At 74.7% G+C, this 20,279-nt stretch carries 15 protein-coding genes; 6 read left to right on the forward strand and 9 right to left on the reverse strand.

Translation table 11 applies throughout. The features are described 5' to 3' along the window. Positions 1-2 precede the first annotated feature (2 nt). The 3 genes from CP977_RS11840 to CP977_RS11850 form a co-directional block, all read right to left on the reverse strand. The gene (locus CP977_RS11840) at positions 3-551 is read right to left on the reverse strand and encodes an HPP family protein (RefSeq protein WP_152371550.1); all 549 of its coding nucleotides are present in this window, start codon (positions 549-551) and stop codon (positions 3-5) included. A 143-nt stretch (positions 552-694) separates the two neighbouring features. Beyond that, positions 695-1,576 carry a pyridoxamine 5'-phosphate oxidase family protein gene (locus tag CP977_RS11845; RefSeq protein WP_152370061.1) on the reverse strand — a complete coding sequence of 294 codons (882 nt, stop codon included), beginning with the start codon at positions 1,574-1,576 and terminating at the stop codon, positions 695-697. 34 nt (positions 1,577-1,610) lie between these two features. Next, complete coding sequence (locus CP977_RS11850; protein ID WP_109185958.1) at positions 1,611-2,066, reverse strand: VOC family protein; 456 nt, start codon at positions 2,064-2,066, stop codon at positions 1,611-1,613. 138 nt (positions 2,067-2,204) lie between these two features. On the opposite strand from CP977_RS11850, the gene CP977_RS11855 reads away from it, so the two are divergent. The 4 genes from CP977_RS11855 to pepN all read left to right on the forward strand — a co-directional run bounded on the left by CP977_RS11855 (position 2,205) and on the right by pepN (position 10,227). Next, positions 2,205-2,747: a CGNR zinc finger domain-containing protein gene (locus tag CP977_RS11855; RefSeq protein ID WP_152370062.1), complete on the forward strand. Its 543-nt coding sequence runs from the start codon at positions 2,205-2,207 to the stop codon at positions 2,745-2,747. Between the two features lie 174 nt (positions 2,748-2,921). Further along, positions 2,922-6,242, forward strand: a complete 3,321-nt coding sequence (locus CP977_RS11860) for a S8 family serine peptidase (protein ID WP_152370063.1) — start codon at positions 2,922-2,924, stop codon at positions 6,240-6,242. A gap of 193 nt (positions 6,243-6,435) precedes the next feature. Then, positions 6,436-7,452, forward strand: coding sequence for an aspartate-semialdehyde dehydrogenase (locus CP977_RS11865; protein WP_062755621.1), 1,017 nt, complete (start codon positions 6,436-6,438; stop codon positions 7,450-7,452). A gap of 198 nt (positions 7,453-7,650) precedes the next feature. Further along, on the forward strand, positions 7,651-10,227 hold the full coding sequence (gene pepN, locus CP977_RS11870) for an aminopeptidase N (protein ID WP_152370064.1): 2,577 nt from the start codon (positions 7,651-7,653) through the stop codon (positions 10,225-10,227). A gap of 71 nt (positions 10,228-10,298) precedes the next feature. Here pepN and alc read toward each other — a convergent pair whose 3' ends face one another. Genes alc through CP977_RS11885 form a run of 3 tightly spaced genes read right to left on the reverse strand, consistent with a single transcriptional unit; the run spans position 10,299 to position 13,441 of the window. Further along, positions 10,299-11,423, reverse strand: coding sequence for an allantoicase (gene alc, locus CP977_RS11875; RefSeq protein WP_062755616.1), 1,125 nt, complete (start codon positions 11,421-11,423; stop codon positions 10,299-10,301). Between the two features lie 59 nt (positions 11,424-11,482). After that, complete coding sequence (locus CP977_RS11880) at positions 11,483-12,409, reverse strand: LysR family transcriptional regulator (RefSeq protein ID WP_062755614.1); 927 nt, start codon at positions 12,407-12,409, stop codon at positions 11,483-11,485. A 9-nt stretch (positions 12,410-12,418) separates the two neighbouring features. Then, positions 12,419-13,441 carry an EamA family transporter gene (locus CP977_RS11885; RefSeq protein WP_062755612.1) on the reverse strand — a complete coding sequence of 341 codons (1,023 nt, stop codon included), beginning with the start codon at positions 13,439-13,441 and terminating at the stop codon, positions 12,419-12,421. A 151-nt stretch (positions 13,442-13,592) separates the two neighbouring features. Here CP977_RS11885 and CP977_RS11890 point away from each other — a divergent pair, with 151 nt between their 5' ends. Further along, positions 13,593-14,111 (forward strand): MarR family winged helix-turn-helix transcriptional regulator, encoded by a 519-nt coding sequence (locus tag CP977_RS11890; RefSeq protein ID WP_062755610.1) that lies wholly within the window; start codon positions 13,593-13,595, stop codon positions 14,109-14,111. Between the two features lie 87 nt (positions 14,112-14,198). Here the strand turns inward: CP977_RS11890 and CP977_RS11895 are convergent, their stop codons facing one another. From CP977_RS11895 to CP977_RS11905, 3 genes are read right to left on the reverse strand one after another with little or no spacing between them, the layout of a single operon-like run. Next, positions 14,199-14,426, reverse strand: a complete 228-nt coding sequence (locus CP977_RS11895; RefSeq protein WP_030210606.1) for a hypothetical protein — start codon at positions 14,424-14,426, stop codon at positions 14,199-14,201. A gap of 20 nt (positions 14,427-14,446) precedes the next feature. Further along, positions 14,447-16,642, reverse strand: coding sequence for a 4-alpha-glucanotransferase (malQ, locus tag CP977_RS11900; protein ID WP_152370065.1), 2,196 nt, complete (start codon positions 16,640-16,642; stop codon positions 14,447-14,449). A 1-nt stretch (position 16,643) separates the two neighbouring features. Continuing rightward, a complete protein-coding gene (locus tag CP977_RS11905; RefSeq protein ID WP_062755605.1) occupies positions 16,644-16,841 on the reverse strand; it encodes a hypothetical protein in 198 nt (65 codons plus the stop codon). Positions 16,842-17,075: 234 nt separating this feature from the next. On the opposite strand from CP977_RS11905, the gene CP977_RS11910 reads away from it, so the two are divergent. Then, the gene (locus tag CP977_RS11910; protein ID WP_152370066.1) at positions 17,076-20,255 is read left to right on the forward strand and encodes a glycoside hydrolase family 84 protein; all 3,180 of its coding nucleotides are present in this window, start codon (positions 17,076-17,078) and stop codon (positions 20,253-20,255) included. Positions 20,256-20,279: the final 24 nt, after the last annotated feature.

Raw genomic sequence — 20,279 nt, forward strand, 5'->3', positions numbered from 1 at the left:
GGTTAGAACCAGTACGTGGGGTACGTCCGCCCCGTCGCGGGAGCGCCCGCGAGGCCGGCGGCGACCAGGAGGAGGCAGGCGAGGGCGAGAAGGCCGAGAAACGACCAGAAGGGCGTGGCCTGGAGGGCGACGACGACGGCCGTGGCGGCGGCGGGCGAGTGCGGGGCGCGGGCGAGGGCCATCACGCCGAGGGCGAGGCCGCCCGCGACGGCGGCACCCCACGGCCCCGGCCCGGCCACGGCCAGGACCGCGAACCCGGTCAGGGCGGAGAGGAGTTGGCCGCCGACGACCGAGCGGGGCTGGGAGAGCGGCAGGTCGGGGGCGCCCGCCACGAGCGCGGCGCTCGCGGCGAGCGGCGGGATCAGCAGGGGCTGGTGGAGGAGGGTGCCCAGCGCGACCAGGAGGAGGAGCACGGCGACCGCGGCGGCGGTGGCGCCGAGGAGGACACGGGGGCGGGGCCGGGCGGGCGGCCGGGGCCGGGGGGCCGCCGGCGCGGCGGGGGTTCGGAGGGCTTCGGGGGCGGGGGCCTCTGCGGCCGGGGTGGTGGGCACGGGGTCCTCGGGGTCGTCGGTCGGTGGCGGGGACTGGGGGACTGCGACCACGAGGCGGTCGGGCCTACGGGCCGGTGGGCCCGTGAGCCCAGGGAGCCCGCAGGCCCGGCGCCCGGTGGGACCGGGCTCGCGGCGGCCCGGCGTCAGGGCGTGGTCGGGTTCGCCGGGGAGTACTCCGGGGGCGACCAGCGCAGGGGGCTGGCCCCCGGCGTCTCCACCACGCGGTCGGCGCGGAAGCGGACCACGCGTTCCTCGGGGCCGTACTCGGCGTGCGCGCGGCCGGTGAGCTGGAGGGTCGTCCCGGTCTCCCAGTCCAGGAGGAGCAGGCCGGTGCGGCCGTCCGACTCCAGGTTGCCCAGGGTCAGGAACATCGCGTTGCCCGGGTAGTCCCGCCAGCTCAGCTCCCGGGGCCCGTCGACCCGGACGAAGCCGGGGTTGCCGCCCCGGTGGCTCGCGTCGGCGCCGTCGGGGGCGGCGGTGGCCACGAAGAAGGTGTCCGCCGCCCGGACGCGGGCCGCCTGGGCGGGGGTGAGCTCCGCGCCGTGGTGCGGGGTGCCGGTCCCGGGACCCGCGGGCTCGGAGCCGTACCACTGTCTTTTCTGGAGGTACTTGGGGCAGTTGGAGAAGACCTGGTCCGCCTCGACGGTGAGGCCGCGGGGGCTGGGCCGGGCGGTGCCGTTGAGGCGCATGCGGCGGCGGGTGCGGGGGTCGAGGGCGATCGTGCCGACGGGGGTGCCGGCCGGGACGATCGCGCCGGCGAGCGGGTCGCGGGCGGGAACGCCGCCCGCGACGGAGACGGTGTGCGGGCCGGTGGCGCGGGCGAAGCCGGGCGGGCCGGTGAGCAGGCTCGCCCAGACCTGCCCGCCGGCGTCCGCCGCGCCGATCACCAGCATCGGCTGGGCCTCCAGGAAGGCGGCGGCGACCGGGCGGATGCCGGGGCCGACGGAGCGGCCCACGTGCTCGGCGAGGTCACGGACGCCCACGCGTTCCTGCACGGCGAGCGATCCGGGGTGGTAGGCGTCCATGAGGGTCCTCCGTGGGTGGTCTTCCGGGCGGGATCTAGAAGAAGCCGCAGGCGGGAGCCGTGCCCGACGGGGCCGGGGCCGCTTCGGCGCCCTTCGGGACGGAGATCTCCAGGCGGGTGCCGTCGGGGTCGTGGAAGAAGATGCCGCCGGCGGCCGCGCCCTCCTGGTGGGCGACGACGCCCTCGTACGCGAAGGTGGTGCCGCGCGCGGTGAGCGCGGCCTCGGCGGCGCGGACGTGCTCGATGGACTCGGCCTCGAAGGCGAGGTGGTGGAGGCCGGGGCGACCGGAGTCGTAGACGCCCTCGGCCTGCTGCCAGAGGGCGATCACCAGGCGTCCGTCCCTGCCGAGGAAGGCGTAGCCGCTCTCCTCCTTCGCGCCCCGCCCGATGACCTCGAAGCCGAGCACGTCGGCGTAGAAGGCGAGCGAGCGCTCCAGGTCGGTGACGTTGATGCCGACGTGGTGCGTGGTGAGCGTGCCGATCGCGGACATGACGGTTCCCTCCCGTGCGGGCCGCCCCGAGTGGGCTAACCCTCTAACTCGACTTTAGGGGTTAGAAGAAGCCGACGTCAACCGCTCACGTACTCTTGAGGGGTTAGTGCGCGAGGAAAACGAGGAAGGTGTCCGCCCATGACCGCCGTCGACCCCCGGCCGCTCACCGGCGAGCCCGTCTCCCTCGACCTGCTCAACACCCGCTGGATCGAGGAGGGCGTCCGCCGCGACCTGCTCACCGGCGTCGACGGCCTCGCCGTCTGGCTCGCCGCCAACGGCCTGGAGGGGCGGTTCGCCGCCGACGCCGCCACCCTGCGCCACACCCTCGCCGCCCGGGACGCGCTCGCCGCGCTCGTCGACCGCCCCGGCGACCCCGCCGCCACCGCCCACGTCGACGCCGTCCTCGGCCACGGCCGCATCCGGGCCACGCTCACCGCCGAGGGCCCCGGCGAGGAGCCCGAGTTCGCGGACCCGGCGTGGGGTCCCGGCTGGACCGCCGCCCGCGACTACCTCGACCTGCTGCACACCGCGCCCGACCGCATCCGGGCCTGCGCCCACGAGGCGTGCATCCTGCACTTCTTCGACACCTCGCGGAACGGCACCCGCCGCTGGTGCTCGATGGCGGCCTGCGGCAACCGGGCCAAGGCCGCCCGGCACCACGCCCGCTCCAAGGAGGCGTGACGCCCCGGTTGGGGCCGATTCACCCCCCGTGGCACATCGGGCGCGCTGGCGGGTTCACGCCATGACGCACACCTTCTCCCGGTCAACTCTCCCCAAAACCCTGTCGTTTACGAAAGGCTGAGCGGTCATCCGGAACCGATATCCGGACCCTCTCCTTCACAGACAGGGATGTACATGGCCACCCCCCAGACTCCGGGTCCCATAGCCCGGTCCTCGGCGCCCGGGCGGAGACGGGCGGCGCGCGTCGCGGCCGCCACCGGTCTCGTCGCCGCGCTCGTCGCGACCGGCACCGTGCCCGCGTTCGCCTCCGACGACCCCGGGACCACTCCCCCGGTCAAGGCGTCGGACTCCGCCGACAAGCTCGGCGCCGTCGACGCCCAGCGCCTCACCGAGGCCCAGGCGACCGGCGAGAAGAACGTCACCGTCCTCGTCGCCACCGCCCCCGGCGCCACCGAGCAGGTCGCCGCCCAGCTGGACGCCGTCGCCGGCGCCTCGGTCGGCAAGCGACAGGACGCGCTCGGCTACGTCCGCGCCACCCTGCCGACCGCCAAGGCCGAGGCCGCCATCCGGGCCGCGACCAAGCTCTCCTCGGTCCAGGCCGTCGACCTCCAGGCCGAGATCCCGCTGGACGACCCGCGTCCGGACACGGGCGGCGCGACGGGCCCCGTCGAGGGCACCACCGTCAAGAAGACGTACCCGGCGCCCAGCCGGAAGACCCCGGCGAAGAACCCGTACAACCCGTCCCACGAGACCGGTGCGGTCGACTTCGTCGAGAGCCACCCCCGGGCCGACGGCCGCGGCGTGACCATCGGCGTCCTGGACTCCGGCGTCGACCTCGCCCACCCGGCCCTCCAGAAGACCACCACCGGCGAGCGCAAGATCGTCGACTGGGTCACCGCCACGGACCCGCTGACCGAGGGCGACGCCACCTGGCGCGCCCAGATCACCCCGGTCGCCGGCCCCGTCTTCAGCGCCTCCGAGCAGAGCTGGAAGGCCCCGGCGGGCTCGTACCGGTTCAGCCGCTTCACCGAGTCGATCACCGCGGGCGGCGACCCGGCCGGCGACATCAACCGGGACGGCGACACCACCGACGTCTTCGGCCTGCTGTACGACCCGGCCGCCGGAACCGTCCGCGTGGACACCGACCAGAACAACGACTTCACGGACAACGCGCCGATGAAGCCGTACAAGGACGGGTTCCAGATCGGCTACTTCGGTACCGACGACCCCGCCACCGAGGTCGTGGAGAAGACCCCGTTCGTCGTGGAGATCCGCAAGGACGTCCCGATGGACCCGGCCGGCGGCAGCTGGGTCGGCAAGAAGGCCGACTTCGTCAACATCGGCCTCGTCGAGTCCTCGCACGGCACCCACGTCGCCGGCATCACCGCCGCCCACGGCCTCTTCGGCGGCCGGATGAACGGCGCGGCCCCCGGCGCGAAGATCGTCTCCTCGCGCGCGTGCACCTGGACCGGCGGCTGCACCAACACCGCCCTCACCGAGGGCATGACGGACCTCGTCGTCAACCGCGGCGTCGACATCGTCAACATGTCGATCGGCGGCCTGCCGCAGCAGAACGACGGCGACAACGTCCGCGCCCGCCTCTACACCCGCCTGATCGACCAGTACGGCGTCCAGCTGGTCATCTCGGCCGGCAACTCGGGCCCCGGCATCAACACGATCGGCGACCCCGGCCTGGCCGACAAGGTCCTCTCGGTCGGCGCGGCCGTCTCCAAGGACACCTGGGCCGCCAACTACGGCTCGGCCGTCGCCAAGAAGTACGCCATGTTCCCCTTCTCCTCCCGCGGCCCGCGCGAGGACGGCGGCCTCACCCCGACGATCACCGCCCCCGGCTCGGCCGTGAACACCATCCCGACCTGGCTGCCGGGCGCCGGCCTCGCCGAGTCGGGCTACGCGCTGCCCGCCGGCTACGGCATGCTCAACGGCACCTCGATGTCCTCGCCGCAGGCGGCGGGCGCGAGCGCGCTGCTGCTCTCGGCCGCCAAGCAGCGGGGCATCGCGCTCTCCCCGCTGACCCTGCGCACCGCGCTGATCTCCACCGCCCAGCGCATCCCGGGTGTCGCCGCGCACGAGCAGGGCGCCGGCCTCATCGACATCGAGGAGGCCTGGGAGTCCATCAAGGACGGCGCGACCGCGCACGACTACACGGTGCAGGCCCCGGTCGACACCGTGATCTTCCCGGCGCCGCGCACCGGCACCGGCGTGTACGACCGCGAGGGCGACCTGAAGGTCGGCCAGAAGCGGGTCTACGACGTCACCATCACGCGCACCAGCGGCCCGGACCGCCCGGTCCGGCACGACCTGGACCTCAAGTACAACGACGGCACCTTCCGCATCGTCGGCGACGACCGGATCCACCTGCCGCTGAACAAGCCGGTCACCGTCAAGCTCCAGGCCAAGGCGTCCTCCGCCGGCGTGCACAGCGTCATCCTGGAGGCCGACGACGAGCGCACCGAGGGCGTCGACAAGCAGATCCTCGCCACCTCGGTCGTCGCGAGCGACCTGGCCGCTCCGGGCTACGGCTTCACCGCCAAGGGCTCCGTGCAGCGCAACAGCACCGTCTCCCACTTCGTCACCGTGCCGCAGGGCGCCAAGACGCTGGAGATCGCGCTGTCCGGCCTGAAGGCGAAGAGCCAGACCCGCTTCATCGCGATCCACCCGGTCGGCGTCCCCGTCGACCCGACCGCGACCACGGGCTGCTACCCGCACTACAACCCGGCCAACACCTGCCGCCCCGACCTGCGCTCCTACCCGAACCCGACGCCGGGCGTCTGGGAGATCGAGGTCGAGGCCCGCCGCACGTCGCCGGACCTGGACAACCCGTACACCCTGGGCGTCTCGGCGCTCGGCGTCGACTTCGCCCCGGCCGTCCAGACCGTCCCGGAGGCGAAGGTCGGCACCCCGGCCCCCGTCCAGTGGACGGTCACCAACCGCTTCGCGGGCATCGAGGGCACCCTCAAGGGCGGCTCCCTCGGCTCGCAGAAGACCGAGACGCCGACCATCCGGCACCACGAGACGCACACCCGGACCGTCACCATCGGCGAGGGCGTCGAGCGGCTCGACATCGGCATCGGCAACACCTCCGACCGGGCCGCCGACCTCGACCTGACCGTGCTGCTCGACGGCAAGCAGGTCGCGCAGGCCGCCGACGGCGACTCGGAGGAGGCCGTCTCCCTGGTGAAGCCGGCCGCGGGCACGTACACCGTCGTGGTCGACGGCTACTCGGTCCAGGCCGAGGGCGGCACCACGTACGACTACAAGGACGTGTACTACTCGTCCGCGCTCGGCACCGTGAAGGTCGACGGCTCCAAGCCGGCCGCCCTGCCCAACGGCGGGTCCGCCACGGTGACGGCCGAGATCGTCGTCGCCGGCGCCGCTCCCGAGGGACGCCAGTTCTTCGGCGAGGTGCAGCTGGTCAACGCCCGCGGCACCGTCGCGGGCACCGGCAGCGTCCTGATCGGCGCGGTCACCCCGTAACACCGTGTGACACCGCGTGACGGGGAGGGGCGGGTGCCGGTTCCGGCGCCCGCCCCTCCCCCCGTCTCCCCCGTTTCCGTCCCGGACCTTGGACAATGGATTGGACAAGGCGGCCGGGGTCGCCCGCATGATGGACGGGCAGCACCCGCCCGTACGTCCCCATGAGCAGTCCCCAGAGCACGGAGGAGTCCCCGTGAAGGTCGGAATCGTCGGAGCCACCGGTCAGGTCGGCACAGTCATGCGCAGCATCCTGGCCGAGCGCGCGTTCCCGCTGGACGAGCTGCGGCTCTTCGCCTCCGCCCGCTCCGCCGGGACCGTCGTGGACGGCATCACGGTCGAGGACGCCTCCACCGCCGACTACACCGGCCTGGACATCGTGCTCTTCTCCGCCGGCGGCGCCACCTCCAAGGCCCTCGCCGAGAAGGTCGCCTCCCAGGGCGCCGTCGTGATCGACAACTCCTCCGCCTGGCGCCGCGACCCCGAGGTCCCCCTCGTGGTCTCCGAGGTGAACCCGCACGCGGTCAAGGACCGCCCCAAGGGCATCATCGCCAACCCGAACTGCACCACGATGGCCGCGATGCCGGTCCTCAAGCCGCTCCACGAGGAGGCCGGCCTGGTCGCCCTCGTCGCCACCACCTACCAGGCCGTCTCCGGCTCGGGCGTGGCCGGCGTGGCCGAGCTGGACGGCCAGGTGAAGGCCGTCGCCGAGGGCGCCGCCGCGCTCACCCACGACGGCGGGGCCGTCGACTTCCCCGAGCCGGGCGTCTACCGGCGTCCGATCGCCTTCAACGTGGTCCCGCTGGCCGGCTCGATCGTGGACGACGGCACCTTCGAGACCGACGAGGAGCAGAAGCTCCGCAACGAGTCCCGCAAGATCCTGGAGATCCCGGAGCTCAAGGTCTCCGGCACCTGTGTGCGCGTCCCGGTCTTCTCCGGCCACTCCCTCCAGGTCAACGCCCGCTTCGAGCGCCCGATCGGCGTCGAGCGCGCCCACGAGCTGCTGAAGGGCGCGGAGGGCGTCGAGCTGTCCGAGATCCCGACCCCGCTCCAGGCCGCCGGCAAGGACGCCTCGTACGTCGGCCGCATCCGCGTGGACGAGACCGTCGACAACGGCCTCTCGCTCTTCCTCTCCAACGACAACCTGCGCAAGGGCGCGGCGCTGAACGCCGTGCAGATCGCGGAGCTGGTCGCGGCCGAGCTCAAGGGCTGACGACCCCGCGGGGCGCGTACGACCGGAGGGGCGGTCTCCCGTTGCGGGAGCCGCCCCTCCGGCGCGTCCGCGCGGGCCGGGCCCCTCCTTCGAACCGGGCGGCCGGGGCGGCGACGGGCCGTGGAAATGTGCCGTGCGCCACGGTGTGGGCCCGTGGAAGGATGGGGCCAATCGTCATGAAACAGAGGAGTTGACCGGGTGCCTGGTACGAACCTGACCCGTGAAGAGGCCCGGCAGCGGGCGGCGCTGCTGACCGTGGACGCGTACGAGGTCGAACTCGACCTCTCCGGTGCGCAGGAGGGCGGCACCTACCGGTCCGTCACCACCGTCCGCTTCGATTCCGCCGAGGCGGGCGCCGAGACCTTCATCGACCTCGTCGCCCCCGCCGTCCACGAGGCCGTCCTGAACGGGCACTCGCTGGACGTCGCCGCCGTCTTCCGCGACTCGCGGATCGCCCTGCCGGACCTGCGGGAGGGCCGCAACGAGCTCAAGGTCGTCGCCGACTGCGCGTACACCAACACCGGTGAGGGCCTGCACCGCTTCGTCGACCCGGTCGACGACCAGGCCTATCTGTACACCCAGTTCGAGGTGCCGGACGCGCGGCGCGTGTTCGCCTCCTTCGAGCAGCCCGACCTCAAGGCGACCTTCCAGTTCACGGTGAAGGCCCCGGCCGGGTGGAAGGTCGTCTCGAACTCTCCGACGCCGGAGCCCAAGGACGACGTGTGGGTCTTCGAGCCGACCCCTCGGATCTCCACGTACATCACGGCCCTGATCGCCGGCCCGTACCACTCGGTGCACTCGACGTACGAGAAGGACGGGCAGACCGTCCCGCTCGGCATCTACTGCCGTCCGTCGCTGGCCGAGTTCCTCGACGCGGACCACATCTTCGACGTCACGCGCCAGGGCTTCGACTGGTTCCAGGAGAAGTTCGCGTACGACTACCCGTTCGCCAAGTACGACCAGCTGTTCGTGCCGGAGTTCAACGCGGGCGCGATGGAGAACGCGGGCGCGGTCACCATCCGCGACCAGTACGTCTTCCGCTCGAAGGTGACGGACGCGGCGTACGAGCGGCGGGCCGAGACCATCCTGCACGAGCTCGCCCACATGTGGTTCGGCGACCTCGTCACCATGGAGTGGTGGAACGACCTGTGGCTGAACGAGTCGTTCGCCACCTACACCTCGGTCGCCTGCCAGGCCGCCGTGCCCGGCACCCGCTGGCCCAACGCCTGGACCACCTTCGCCAACGCGGAGAAGACCTGGGCCTACCGCCAGGACCAGCTGCCCTCCACGCACCCGATCATGGCCGAGATCAACGACCTGGAGGACGTGCTCGTCAACTTCGACGGCATCACGTACGCCAAGGGCGCCTCGGTCCTCAAGCAGCTCGTCGCCTACGTCGGCCAGGACGAGTTCTTCAAGGGTGTGCAGGCATACTTCAAGGCGCACGCCTTCGGCAACACGCGCCTGTCGGACCTGCTCGGCGCCCTGGAGAAGACCTCGGGCCGCGACCTGACCGCCTGGTCGAAGGCGTGGCTGGAGACGGCCGGCATCAACGTCCTGCGCCCGGAGATCGAGACCGACGCGGACGGCACCGTCACCGCCTTCGCGGTCCTCCAGGAGGCCCCGGCGCTGCCCGCCGGCGCCAAGGGCGAGGCCGTGCTGCGTCCGCACCGGATCGCGATCGGCTTCTACGAGCTCGACGAGACCGGCCGGCTCGTGCGCACCGACCGCCTGGAGCTGGACATCGCGGCGGACGGGCGGACCGAGGTGCCGCAGCTGGTCGGCAAGAAGCGCCCGGCGGTCGTCCTCCTCAACGACGACGACCTGTCGTACGCCAAGGTGCGCCTGGACGACGTGTCCCTGGCCAACGTCACCGCGCACCTGGGCGACTTCGCCGAGTCCCTGCCGCGCGCGCTGTGCTGGGCCTCGGCCTGGGACATGACCCGCGACGGCGAGCTGGCCACCCGCGACTACCTGGAGCTGGTGCTCTCGGGCATCGCCAAGGAGTCCGACATCGGCGTGGTGCAGTCGCTCCAGGGCCAGGTCAAGGCGGCCCTCGACCTGTACGCGGCGCCGGAGTGGCGCGAGGCCGGGCTGTCCCGCTGGACCGAGGCGACGCTCGCGCACCTGCGCGCGGCCGAGCCGGCGAGCGACCACCAGCTGGCGTGGGCGCGCGCCTTCGCGGCGACCGCCCGCACCCCGCAGCAGCTCGATCTGCTCGCGGCCCTGCTCGAGGGGCGCGAGACGATCGAGGGCCTGGCGGTGGACACCGAGCTGCGCTGGGCGTTCGTGCAGCGGCTCGCGGCGACCGGGGTCTACGACGAGGCGGAGATCGCGGGCGAGCTGGAGCGCGACCGCACGGCGGCGGGCGAGCGGCACGCGGCGACCGCGCGGGCGGCCCGTCCGACGGAGGCGGCGAAGGCGGAGGCCTGGGCGTCGGTCGTCGAGGACGACAAGCTGGCGAACGCCGTGCAGGAGGCCGTGATCGGCGGCTTCGTCCAGACCGACCAGCGCGAGCTGCTCGCCCCGTACACCGCGAAGTACTTCGCGGCGATCAAGGGCGTGTCGGAGACCCGCAGCTACGAGATGATCCAGCAGATCGTGGTCGGCCTCTACCCGAGGCTCCAGGTCTCGCAGGAGACGCTGGACGCGACGGACGCGTGGCTGGAGGAGCACCGGCCCGCTCCGGCGCTGCGGCGCCTGGTGACGGAGTGCCGCGCGGGCGTCGAGCGCGCCCTGAAGGCGCGGGAGGCGGACGCGGCGGCGGCGGTCTGAGACCGCAGGCAGGCCGTAGGCGAGAAGGGGCGCCCTCCCCGGTGGGGTGCCCCTTCTCCCTGTCCCGGCGGTCAGCCGCCGAGGGTCGTGAAGCGGGCGCGCAGGTCGGCCGCGCCCTGCTCCGTGAGCGTGCCGTGGAGGCGCATCCGGGCGACCCCGCCGTCGGGGAAGGCGTCCAGGCGCACATGGGTGACGACGGCCTGGGCGGGGAGCTTGAAGCGGTGGAGGGTGTCGGGCTGGAGCCGGGTCCTGGGGATGATCTCGAACCACTCGCCGCTCTCGCCGTTGCGTCCCTGGAGCGCGATCCAGCCCGCCGAGTTGCCCTTGAGGTAGGCGGTGTCGATCTCGACGGCGCGGACGGCGCCCTGGGCGGCGAGCCGGAAGCGCACCCAGTCGTTGGTGTCGCGGACCCGGCGGCGGCGGTTCTCCCAGCCGTCGTCCATCTTGCGGGAGGTGCCGGGCAGGATGATCTGGGTGGGCGAGGAGTAGAACCGGTCCGAGGCGTCCTCGTACGTGCCGCCGTTCAGTACGGAGACCAGGTCGAGGGTGCCGAGGAGCTCCAGCCACTCGGGGTCGGGCACGACCTCGCCGTGGACGCGGAGGCGGGCGACGCCGCCGTCGGGGTGCTGGCAGAGGCGGACGTGGGTGAAGCGGCGCTCCACGTCGATCGCGAAGCCGTTGGCGGCGTGGCCCCGGACGGGGGTGGGCGGGACCAGCTCCTCCCACTTGGCGTCGAGGAGTTCGGCCGGGCTGGGGCTGCCCTCGACGGCGGTGGCCTGGACCGACACCTTCTGCGGGTAGTTGCCGCGGAAGTGGGCGGTGTCGACGACGATCCCCCGGACGACGCCGGGGGCGCCGAGGCGGACGATCGCCCAGTCGTGGTCGTCGGGGGCGGGGAAGACGTTCTCGGCGTCGGCGCCCCGGCGGCGGCGGGTCTCCCAGCCGTCCATGATCTTGCCCTTGTGGCCGAAGCGCTCGGGGTCGAAGACGGCGCGCTCGCGGACCAGGAGGTTCTCCCGCTCGGCGAAGAACTCGTCGTTGGCGGCGACGACCCCGGCGCCGAGGCGCCGGTCGGCGAGGTCGACCAGCTCGGTGAAGGGGAAGTCCCCGGCGCGGTAGTCGGCGTAGGGGTCTCCGCCGGAGTAGGGGGCGGCGTCGTTGGCGTGCGGGTCCTGGTGCGTGTCGAGTTCGCTCATGGACCGACTGTCCCGCGCCGCGGCCTTCCAGGTCCATCGAATGTTTTCGACGGTGTTGTTCAGTTTTCCTGAACGGTTTCGCGTTCGGCGGCCGCCCGGTGGAGCGCGGCCAGGACCCGGGCCACCGCCGGCCCCTCCTCGGCCCCACCGCGCACCGCCGCGACGACGTGGCGGCGCGGCTGGTCGGCGGAGAGGACGCGCATGACGACCCCGGTGCCGCCCCGGCGTTCGGCGGAGGCCATGCGGGGCACGAGCGCGACGCCCATCCCGGCCTCGACCATGGCGAGGATCGCGGTCCAGCCCGAGGCGCTGTGGGCCTGCTCGGGCACGAAGCCGGCGGCCTCGCAGGCGGCGGTGGTGATCTCGGACCAGGGGCCCGAGCCGCCGTAGATCCAGGGCTCGGCGGCCAGGTCGGCGAGCCGCAGGCCGGGGGCGGCGGCGAGCGGGTGCCCGGCGGGCAGGGCCACGTCGAGCGGGTCGGCGAGCAGCGGCACCCGGCTGAACTTGGGGTCGCGGGCGGAGGGGGCGTGGGCGGCGAGCGAGAGGGCGAGATCGACCTCGCCGGCCGTGAGCAGTTCGTACGCCTCCGCCGCCTCGGCCTCCCGGACCCGGACGTCGAGCCGGGGGTGCGCGGTCCGCAGGTGCCGCACGGCGGGGACGACGAGCGCGGGCACGGAGGTGGAGAAGGCCGCGACCCGCACCTGCCCGGCCTCGCCGCGCAGATAGCCGTCGAGTTCGGCGTCGGCGCGCTCCAGCTGCGCGAAGACCGCCTCCGCGTGCCGCAGCACCAGGTGGGCGGCGTCGGTGAGCCGGACGCGGCGGCCCTGGGCCTCCAGGAGCCGGACCCCGAGCTGCTTGGCGAGGTTGGCGAGCTGCTGCGAGACGGCCGAGGGGGTCATGAGCAGGGCCTCCGCGGTCGCGGTGACGGTGCCGCGGTCGCGGAGGGTGCGGAGGATATGGAGCTTCTTGATGTCCCACTCGGTCATGGGCGCAACCTATCGGGGGGCCTTCGAGGGCTCTTTCCCGATCGGGGTCTCTTTCACGATGGGGGCCGCTTTCTCGACCGGGGCGCCCTTCTCGACCGGGGCTTCCTCACCAGTGGGGGCTCGGCCTTCGACGTCCGCCGGGGCTTTGGGCGTACGGGAGTTCAGCTGGCCCGCCGCGGTGGCGCCGAGGGCGATCGCCATGCCGAGGAGCTGGACCGGGCCGAGCGCCTGGCCGAGGGCGGCCCAGCCGATGATCGCGGCGGTGACCGGCGAGAGGGGGCCGAGGAGGGTGACCGAGGAGGCGCTCAGCCGCTCGATGCCGCGGAACCAGAGGACGTACGAGATCGCGGTGTTGCCGAAGGCCAGGTACGCGTAGCCGGCCAGGTTGGTGCCGGTCAGGGCCGGTGGGGCGCCCTCGACGAGGAGGGCGACCGGCAGGATGACGAGGCCGCCGGCGGTGAGCTGCCAGCCGGTGGCGGCGAGGGCACCGACGCCCTCGGGGCGGCCCCAGCGCTTGGTGAGGACGACGCCCGCCGCCATGGAGAGGGCGGAGAGCAGTCCGGCGGCCACGCCGACGAGGTCGAACGCCGCCCCGGCCCGGAGGACCACGAGGCTGACGCCGAAGGCGGCCGCGACGGCGGTGAGCAGGGTCCGGACGGTGGGCCGGTCGCCCAGGAGGAGGGCGGCGAGGCCGACGACGAAGAGCGGGCCGACGGAGCCGACGACGGCGGCGATGCCGCCGGGGAGCCGGTAGGCGGCGAGGAAGAGCAGAGGGAAGAAGGCGCCGATGTTGAGGGTGCCGAGGACGGCGGCCTTCCCCCACCAGGCGCCCGTCGGGAGCTTGCGGGTGAGCGCCAGGAGCAGGAGTCCGGCGGGCAGGGCGCGTATCAGGCCGGTGAAGAGGGGCCGGTCGGGCGGCAGGAACTCGGTGGTGACGTAGTAGGTGGAGCCCCAGGAGATCGGGGCGAGGGCGGTCAGCGCGACGAAGGCGGCCCGGTGGGGCGCGCGGGCCGTGTGGGCCTTGTGGGACATGCGGGTTCCCCCTGGAGGCGGGTGCCGGTGCGCCGGGGTGCGGGGTCCCGGTCCGACCGGTTCAGCTTGGCGCTAATTAACTTAGCACTAAGCTACTTGCACGCAAGCTACTTTCTTGCCGTCGAGTCGTACGGAAGGAGAGACTGGGAGCATGGACACGAAGACCCCCGGCCCGGGCCCCGCCCGCGACGCCGTCGACGCCATCACCGACCAGTGGGCGGCCGTCCGGCCCGACCTGGACACGGTGCCGATGGCCGTCTTCGGCCGGATCTACCGGCTGGCGAACGCCATGGGCGACCGGGTGAGCAGGGCGTACGCGCCCCACGGCGTGGCGCGCGGGGAGTTCGACGTGCTCGCGACCCTGCGCAGGTCCGGGGAGCCGTACACGCTCTCGCCGCGCGAGCTGTCCGCCACGCTGATGATCACCACGGGGGGCATGACGGGCCGCCTCGACCGCCTGGAGAAGGCGGGGCTGCTCAGCCGCAGTCCCGACCCGAACGACCGGCGCGGACTGCGGGTCACCCTCAGCGAGCGCGGCCGGGAACTGGTGGACCGGGCGGTCGCGGACGGCCTCGCGGAGCAGCGGGCGGCCCTGGAGGCGGCGCTCGACGCGGAGGAGGCGGAGCGGCTGGCCGGACTGCTGCGCAAGCTGCTCGCGACCACGGCGTGACGCGGGTACGGGCGCGTGCGGGCGCGCGAAGGCGCCGCACGGTACGTCGGTACCGTGCGGCGCCTTCGACGGAGCCGGAGGAAGGAGTTACGCCTTCTTGGACTTGTCGAGCACCATCACCAGGCCGGTGATGACCAGGAACAGCACCAGCGGGGCGGCCACGAACAGGCCGAGGGTCTCGACGACCTCCAGCTTGGGGGCCGGGTCGTCACCGTCGTCGCGGGTGAGCGCGAGCGCGGGGGACGACATGAGCAGCATCATCAGCGTCGTACCGGCCGCGACGGCGCCGGCGCGCAGGGCGTTCTTCTTGTCCACGGTGCAAACGTAGCGAACGCCTAAACGCGCCGCGCGCCCGGGGGTGCCGTACGGGCGTGCAGCTCGCTCAGGAGGGCGTGCGCCCGGGGCGAGGCGGCCAGCTGCTCCAGGGTGAGCGGCTGCCCGTCGGGGCCCGCGACCGGCAGCCGCCAGTTGGGGTACTCGTCCCAGGTGCCCGGCAGGTTCTGCGGTCTGCGGTCGCCCACGGCGTCCGGCAGCCACACCCCGACCATCCGGGCCGGGGTGGCGAGCAGGTACCGGTGGACGGCCCGGATCTCGGCCTCCTCCCCCGGCCCCTCCGGAAGCAGTCCGAGGCGCTCGAACAGGCCCCGCCACTCGGCGGTCTCGGCCCGGTCCGCCGCCCGCTCGCGCTCCAGGTCGCCGGCGAGCAGCCCGAGCCGGTGCCGCAGCACGACGTGGTCGCCGGAGAGCCGGGCGGCGGTGGAGGGCAGGTCGTGGGTGGTGGCGGTGGCCACGCACTCCGCGCGCCACTCCTCCGGGGGCAGCGGGCGGCCGGTGCCCGCCCAGTCCCGCTCGAACCAGAGCACGGAGGTCCCGAAGACCCCGCGCCGGGCCAGCTCCTCCCGCACCCCCGGCTCGACCGTGCCCAGGTCCTCGCCGATCACCAGGGCCCCGGCGCGGTGCGCCTCCAGGACGAGGACGGCGAGCATCGCGTCGGCGTCGTACCGGACGTACGTGCCCTCGGTGGGCTCGCGGCCCTCCGGCACCCACCAGAGCCGGAAGAGGCCCATCACGTGGTCGATGCGCAGCGCGCCCGCGTGGCGCAGGAGTTCGCGCAGGAGCCCCCGGTACGGGGCGTAACCCGCGGCGGCGAGGGCGTCGGGCCGCCAGGGCGGCAGGCCCCAGTCCTGACCCCGGGAGTTGAAGGCGTCGGGCGGGGCGCCGACCGACATGCCGGCGGCGAAGGCCTCCTGCCCGGCCCAGGCGTCCGAGCCCTCCGGGTGGACGCCGACCGCCAGGTCGTGGACGATCCCGACCGCCATCCCGGCCTCGCGGGCGGCCCCGGCGGCGTCCGCGAGCTGCCGGTCCGTCAGCCAGGCGAGCCGGCAGTGGAAGTCGACCCGGGCGGCCAGGGCGGGATCGGCGCGCACGGCCGCCTCCGCCGCGCGCGGGGTGCGCAGCGCCTCGGGCCAGGAGCGCCAGTGGGGGCCGTGCCGCTCCGCGAGGGCCTGGTAGGTGGCGTGGTCCTCCAGGGCGCGGCCCCGCCCGGCCAGGAAGTCGTGGAAGTCGGCGCGCCTCCCGGGGCCGAGCTCCACGCTCGTGAGGAGCAGTTCCAGGGCCCGCCGCTTGACCTCCCAGACCGCGTCCCGGTCGATCAGGGCGCCCTTGCCGAGGACCCGTTCGCGCAGCTCGGCCGCGTCGGCGAGGATCCGGTCCAGCTCCTCGCGGCGCTCGGGGCCGATCAGGGCGTACTCGGGGATCTCCTCGATCCGCAGGTGGACGGGGTCCGGGAAGCGGCGCGAGGAGGGGCGGTACGGGGAGGGGTCGGCGGGCGCGCCGGGCACGCCCGCGTGGAGCGGGTTGACCTGGACGAACCCGGCGCCGTGCCGGCGGCCCGCCCAGGTGACGAGCTCGCGCAGGTCGCCGAGGTCGCCCATGCCCCAGGAGCGGCCGGAGAGCAGCGAGTAGAGCTGGACGAGGAGGCCGTACGCGCGCCGGGCGGGCCCGGGTACGCGCGCGGGGCTCACGATCAGGGTGGCGGTGGCCGTGCGCCCGTCGGGGGCCTCGGCCTCGACCGTGTGGACGCCGAGGGGCAGCCCCGACCAGTCGTCGCCGAGGACGACGGCACCGTCCTCGGTGGTGACCTGGAGCCGGGTGCCGGGCGGGAGGTGGGACGGGGGGCGGAGGGGGGCGTCCCCGGGGTACGCGGGGGGTTCCCCGTACGGGGCCGTGCTCTCGTACGGGCCCGCGTTCTCGTGCGGGTCCGTACCGGGCGCGTGGGTCCCGCCCCCGCCCGGCCCGTCGCCCCCGTCCCCGGTCCGCCAGTGGACCAGGGTCGGGGGCAGCAGGCGCTCCCGGTCGGCGCGTTCCGCCGCTTCGAGGGCGGCCGTGACCGCCTCCGGCGTGGACGCGTCCACGCCCAGAGCGGCGAGGACGGCCACCACGGTGGCCTCCGGCACGGGCACGTCGCGGCCGTCGGCGGGGCTGTGGACGGTGGCGACGCCGTGGCGGGCGGCGAGACGGGCCAGGGTCACTTCACACTCCGGGGGACTCCGGGCCGCCCGCGTAACCGGGGGCGGTGGGTTCGCTGGTCAGATGGGCCTCCGCGGTCAGCGGGGGCTCGCTGGTGAGGGGGGACGCTTCGGGCAGGGGCGGCTCGCTGGTCAGCGGTTCGCCGACGGGCGCCGACTGCTGCGGAATCCGTATCCGTTCGTGGCGGGCGGTCGTGGTCACGGGGGTCTCCCGATTCGTCTCGACAGGTGGGACCTGGACAACGACTGAGCCATACCCACCGCACCTCGTTTTACCGGCGGAAAGTGACGAAGTGACGTCACCCCGCCGACAACCCACCGGGCAAAGCCGACACATCGGCCATGTGCATTGACACTCGCGTGCGACGGGTGGTGGGCTCGTGACCGACTCGTGACCAACCGGCGGAGCGGCCGGCCCCGCCGAAGGGAGACCCCCGTGCACCTCGGGCGCAGGAAGCGCACCGCGACGGCCGTCGCCGCCGCGGTCATCGGCGGCCTCCTCGGCGGCACGGTCCCGGGCACGGCGCAGGCGCTCCCGAGGGTGCCGGCGGCCCCCGCGACCCCGACGGCTCCCGCGCCCTCACGGACCCCCGCGGCCCCGAAGCCCCCGCCGGCCCCCGGGGCCGCCACCGCTCCCCCGGCGGCCTCCCGCGCGGACACCGACCGGCAGACCCCCGCGCGCGTGCCCGCCGTCTGGCCCCGGCCGCAGTCCCTGACCGGCTCCGGTCCCTCCGTACGGCTCGGGGGCGAGGTGACGCTGCTCGCGGACGCCGACGCCGACCCGTACGCCCTCGACGCGCTGCGCGGGCTGCTGCGGGCGGCCGGGGTGCGGACCGTCCACACCGGGCTCCCGGGCCGGGGCCCGGTGGTCCGGGCCGCCGGACCCGCCGGGGAGGGCGCCGAGGAGGCGCTGACCGCCCTGGGCGTGCCCGAGCGCTTCGACCTGCCGCGCGGCGGCTACCGGCTCGCCACGGGCCGGTTCCAGGGGCGGGAGACCGTCGTCCTGGACGGGGTCGGCGAGGACGGCCTGTTCCACGCCGTGCAGACGCTGCGTCAGCTCCTCGGCTCCGGCCGGGAGGTGCCCGGGGTCGTCGTCCGGGACTGGCCCGGCACGGCCGAACGCGGCATCACCGAGGGCTTCTACGGGCGCCCGTGGACCCTGGAGGAGCGGCTGGCGCAGCTCGACTTCCTGGGCCGGACCAAGCAGAACCGCTATCTGTACGCACCCGGGGACGACCCGTACCGGCAGCTCCAGTGGCGGGAGCCCTACCCGGCCGCGCAGCGGGCGGAGTTCCGGGCGCTCGCGGAGCGGGCCCGCGCCAACCACGTGACGCTCGGCTGGGCCGTGTCGCCCGCCCAGTCCATGTGCCTGGCCTCGTCCGCCGACGTGGCGGCGCTGACCCGGAAGCTCGACGACATGTGGGCGCTCGGGGTGCGCTCCTTCCAGCTCCAGTTCCAGGACGCCTCGTACGACGAGTGGCACTGCTCCCGGGACGCCGACGTCTTCGGGCGCGGTCCCGAGGCCGCTGCCGCCGCCCACGCGCGCGTGGCGAACACGGTCGCCCGGCACCTGGCCGAACGGCACCCGGACGGCGAGCCGCTGACGGTGATGCCGACGGAGTACTACCAGGACGGTTCGACCGCGTACCGGACGACGTTCGCCGGGGCGCTGGACGCGGACGTGCGGGTGGCGTGGACCGGGGTCGGCGTCGTGCCGCGCACGATCACCGGCGGCGAACTGGCCGGCGCCCGGAAGGCGCTGGGCCACCCGCTGGTCACCATGGACAACTACCCGGTCAACGACTACGCGCAGGACCGGCTGTTCCTCGGCCCCGCGACGGGCCGGGAGCCGGCCGTGGCCGCCGGTTCCGCCGCCTTCCTCGCCCTCGCCATGGAGCAGCCGGCGGCCTCCCGCGTCCCGCTGTTCACCACCGCCGACTACGCCTGGAACCCGAAGGGCTACCGGCCCGAGGAGTCCTGGCGGGCCGCCGTCGACGACCTCGCGGGCCCGGACCCGGCCGCCCGCGAGGCGCTGCGGGCGCTCGCCGGGAACGGCGCCTCCTCGATCCTCGCCCCGGCGGGCGAATCGGCCTATCTGAAGCCGCTCCTGGCCGCCTTCTGGGAGGCGCGCGGCGGCGCGGACACGCGCGCGCGTGAGGAGGCGGCGCGCGGGCTGCGGGACGCGTTCACCGTGATGCGGCAGGCCCCCGAGCGGCTGACGGACACCGCGGGCGGTGTCCTCGGCGCCGAGACGGGGCCGTGGCTGGAGCAGCTCTCCCGGTACGGCCGGGCGGGCGAGACGGCGGTCGACATGCTGCTCGCGCAGGGGCGCGGCGACGGCGCGGCGGCCTGGCGGGCGCAGCTGGAGCTCGAAGGGCTGCGGAAGGAGCTGGGCGCGAGCCGGGTGACGGTCGGCGCGGGGGTCCTCGATCCCTTCCTCACGCGCGCGGTGACGGAGGCGGCGGCCTGGACCGGCGCCGACCGGGTCCCGGCGGCGCGGGCCGAGCGGGCCGCCGGCTCGTACACCGTCCGGCTCGACCGGGCGCGGTCCGTGGAGGCCCTGACGGTGCTCGCCGCGCCGGGGCCGGAGGGCGGCCGCGCGGGCACGGACGCGCGCGTGGAGGCGTACGTCCCCGGCGAGGGCTGGCGGCCGCTCGGCCCGCTGTCGCCGTCGGGGTGGACGCAGACGGAGCTGAAGGGGCTGCGGGCCGAGGCGCTGCGGGTGGCGTGGAGCGAGGGCGGACCGGCCCCCGAGGTGCGCTCCCTGGTGCCGTGGTTCGCGGACGGGCCGCGCGCCGGTGTCGCCCTGGCCCGTGCGGAGGCGGACGCGGAGATCGGCGGTCCGGCGCAGCGGGTGGACGTGGAGCTGACGGGCCGGCGCGCGGGCGGGGTGAGCGGGCCGCTGACGGCGAGGGCCCCGAAGGGGATCGCGGTCCGGCTGCCGAAGCAGGCGGCGGTGGAGCGCGGCGCCCGGACGCGCGTCCCCCTGGAGGTGTCGGTGGCGGCGGACGTGCCGGTCGGGGCGTACCGGGTGCCGGTGTCCTTCGCGGGCGAGGAGCGGGTCCTGACGGTCCGGGCCTTCCCCCGTACGGCGGGCCCCGATCTGGCGCGGACGGCGGAGGTCTCCTCGTCGGGCGACGAGACCTCCGACTTCCCGGCCTCCTCGGCGGCGGACGGCGATCCGGCCACCCGCTGGTCCTCCCCGGCGGAGGACGGCGCCTGGTGGCAGCTGGAGCTGCCCGCGCCGGCCCGGATAGGGCAGGTGGTGCTGCACTGGCAGGACGCGTACGCCTCCCGCTACCGCGTCCAGGTGTCGGCGGACGGCCGGGTGTGGCGCACGGCGGCGACGGTCGCCGAGGGCAGGGGCGGCCGGGAGTCGGTCCGGATGGACGCGGCGGACACGCGCTTCCTGCGGGTGCAGGGGGAGAAGCGGGCGACCCGGTTCGGCTACTCGCTCTGGTCGGTGGAGACGTATGCGGTGGCGCCGCCGGAGAAGCCGGAGACGTCCGAGGAGCCCGGGAAGGCGCCGCCGGAGAAGCCGGAGAAGCCCGTGACGGCTCCGGACGCCCCCGCGACCGCGCCCCCGGGCGCGCCGGAGGAGCGGCCCGCCCCCTGAGGGCGCACCGCTCGGTGCCGCAGG

Origin of the sequence: Streptomyces cinereoruber (assembly GCF_009299385.1) — a bacterium.
GTDB lineage: Bacteria > Actinomycetota > Actinomycetes > Streptomycetales > Streptomycetaceae > Streptomyces > Streptomyces bikiniensis.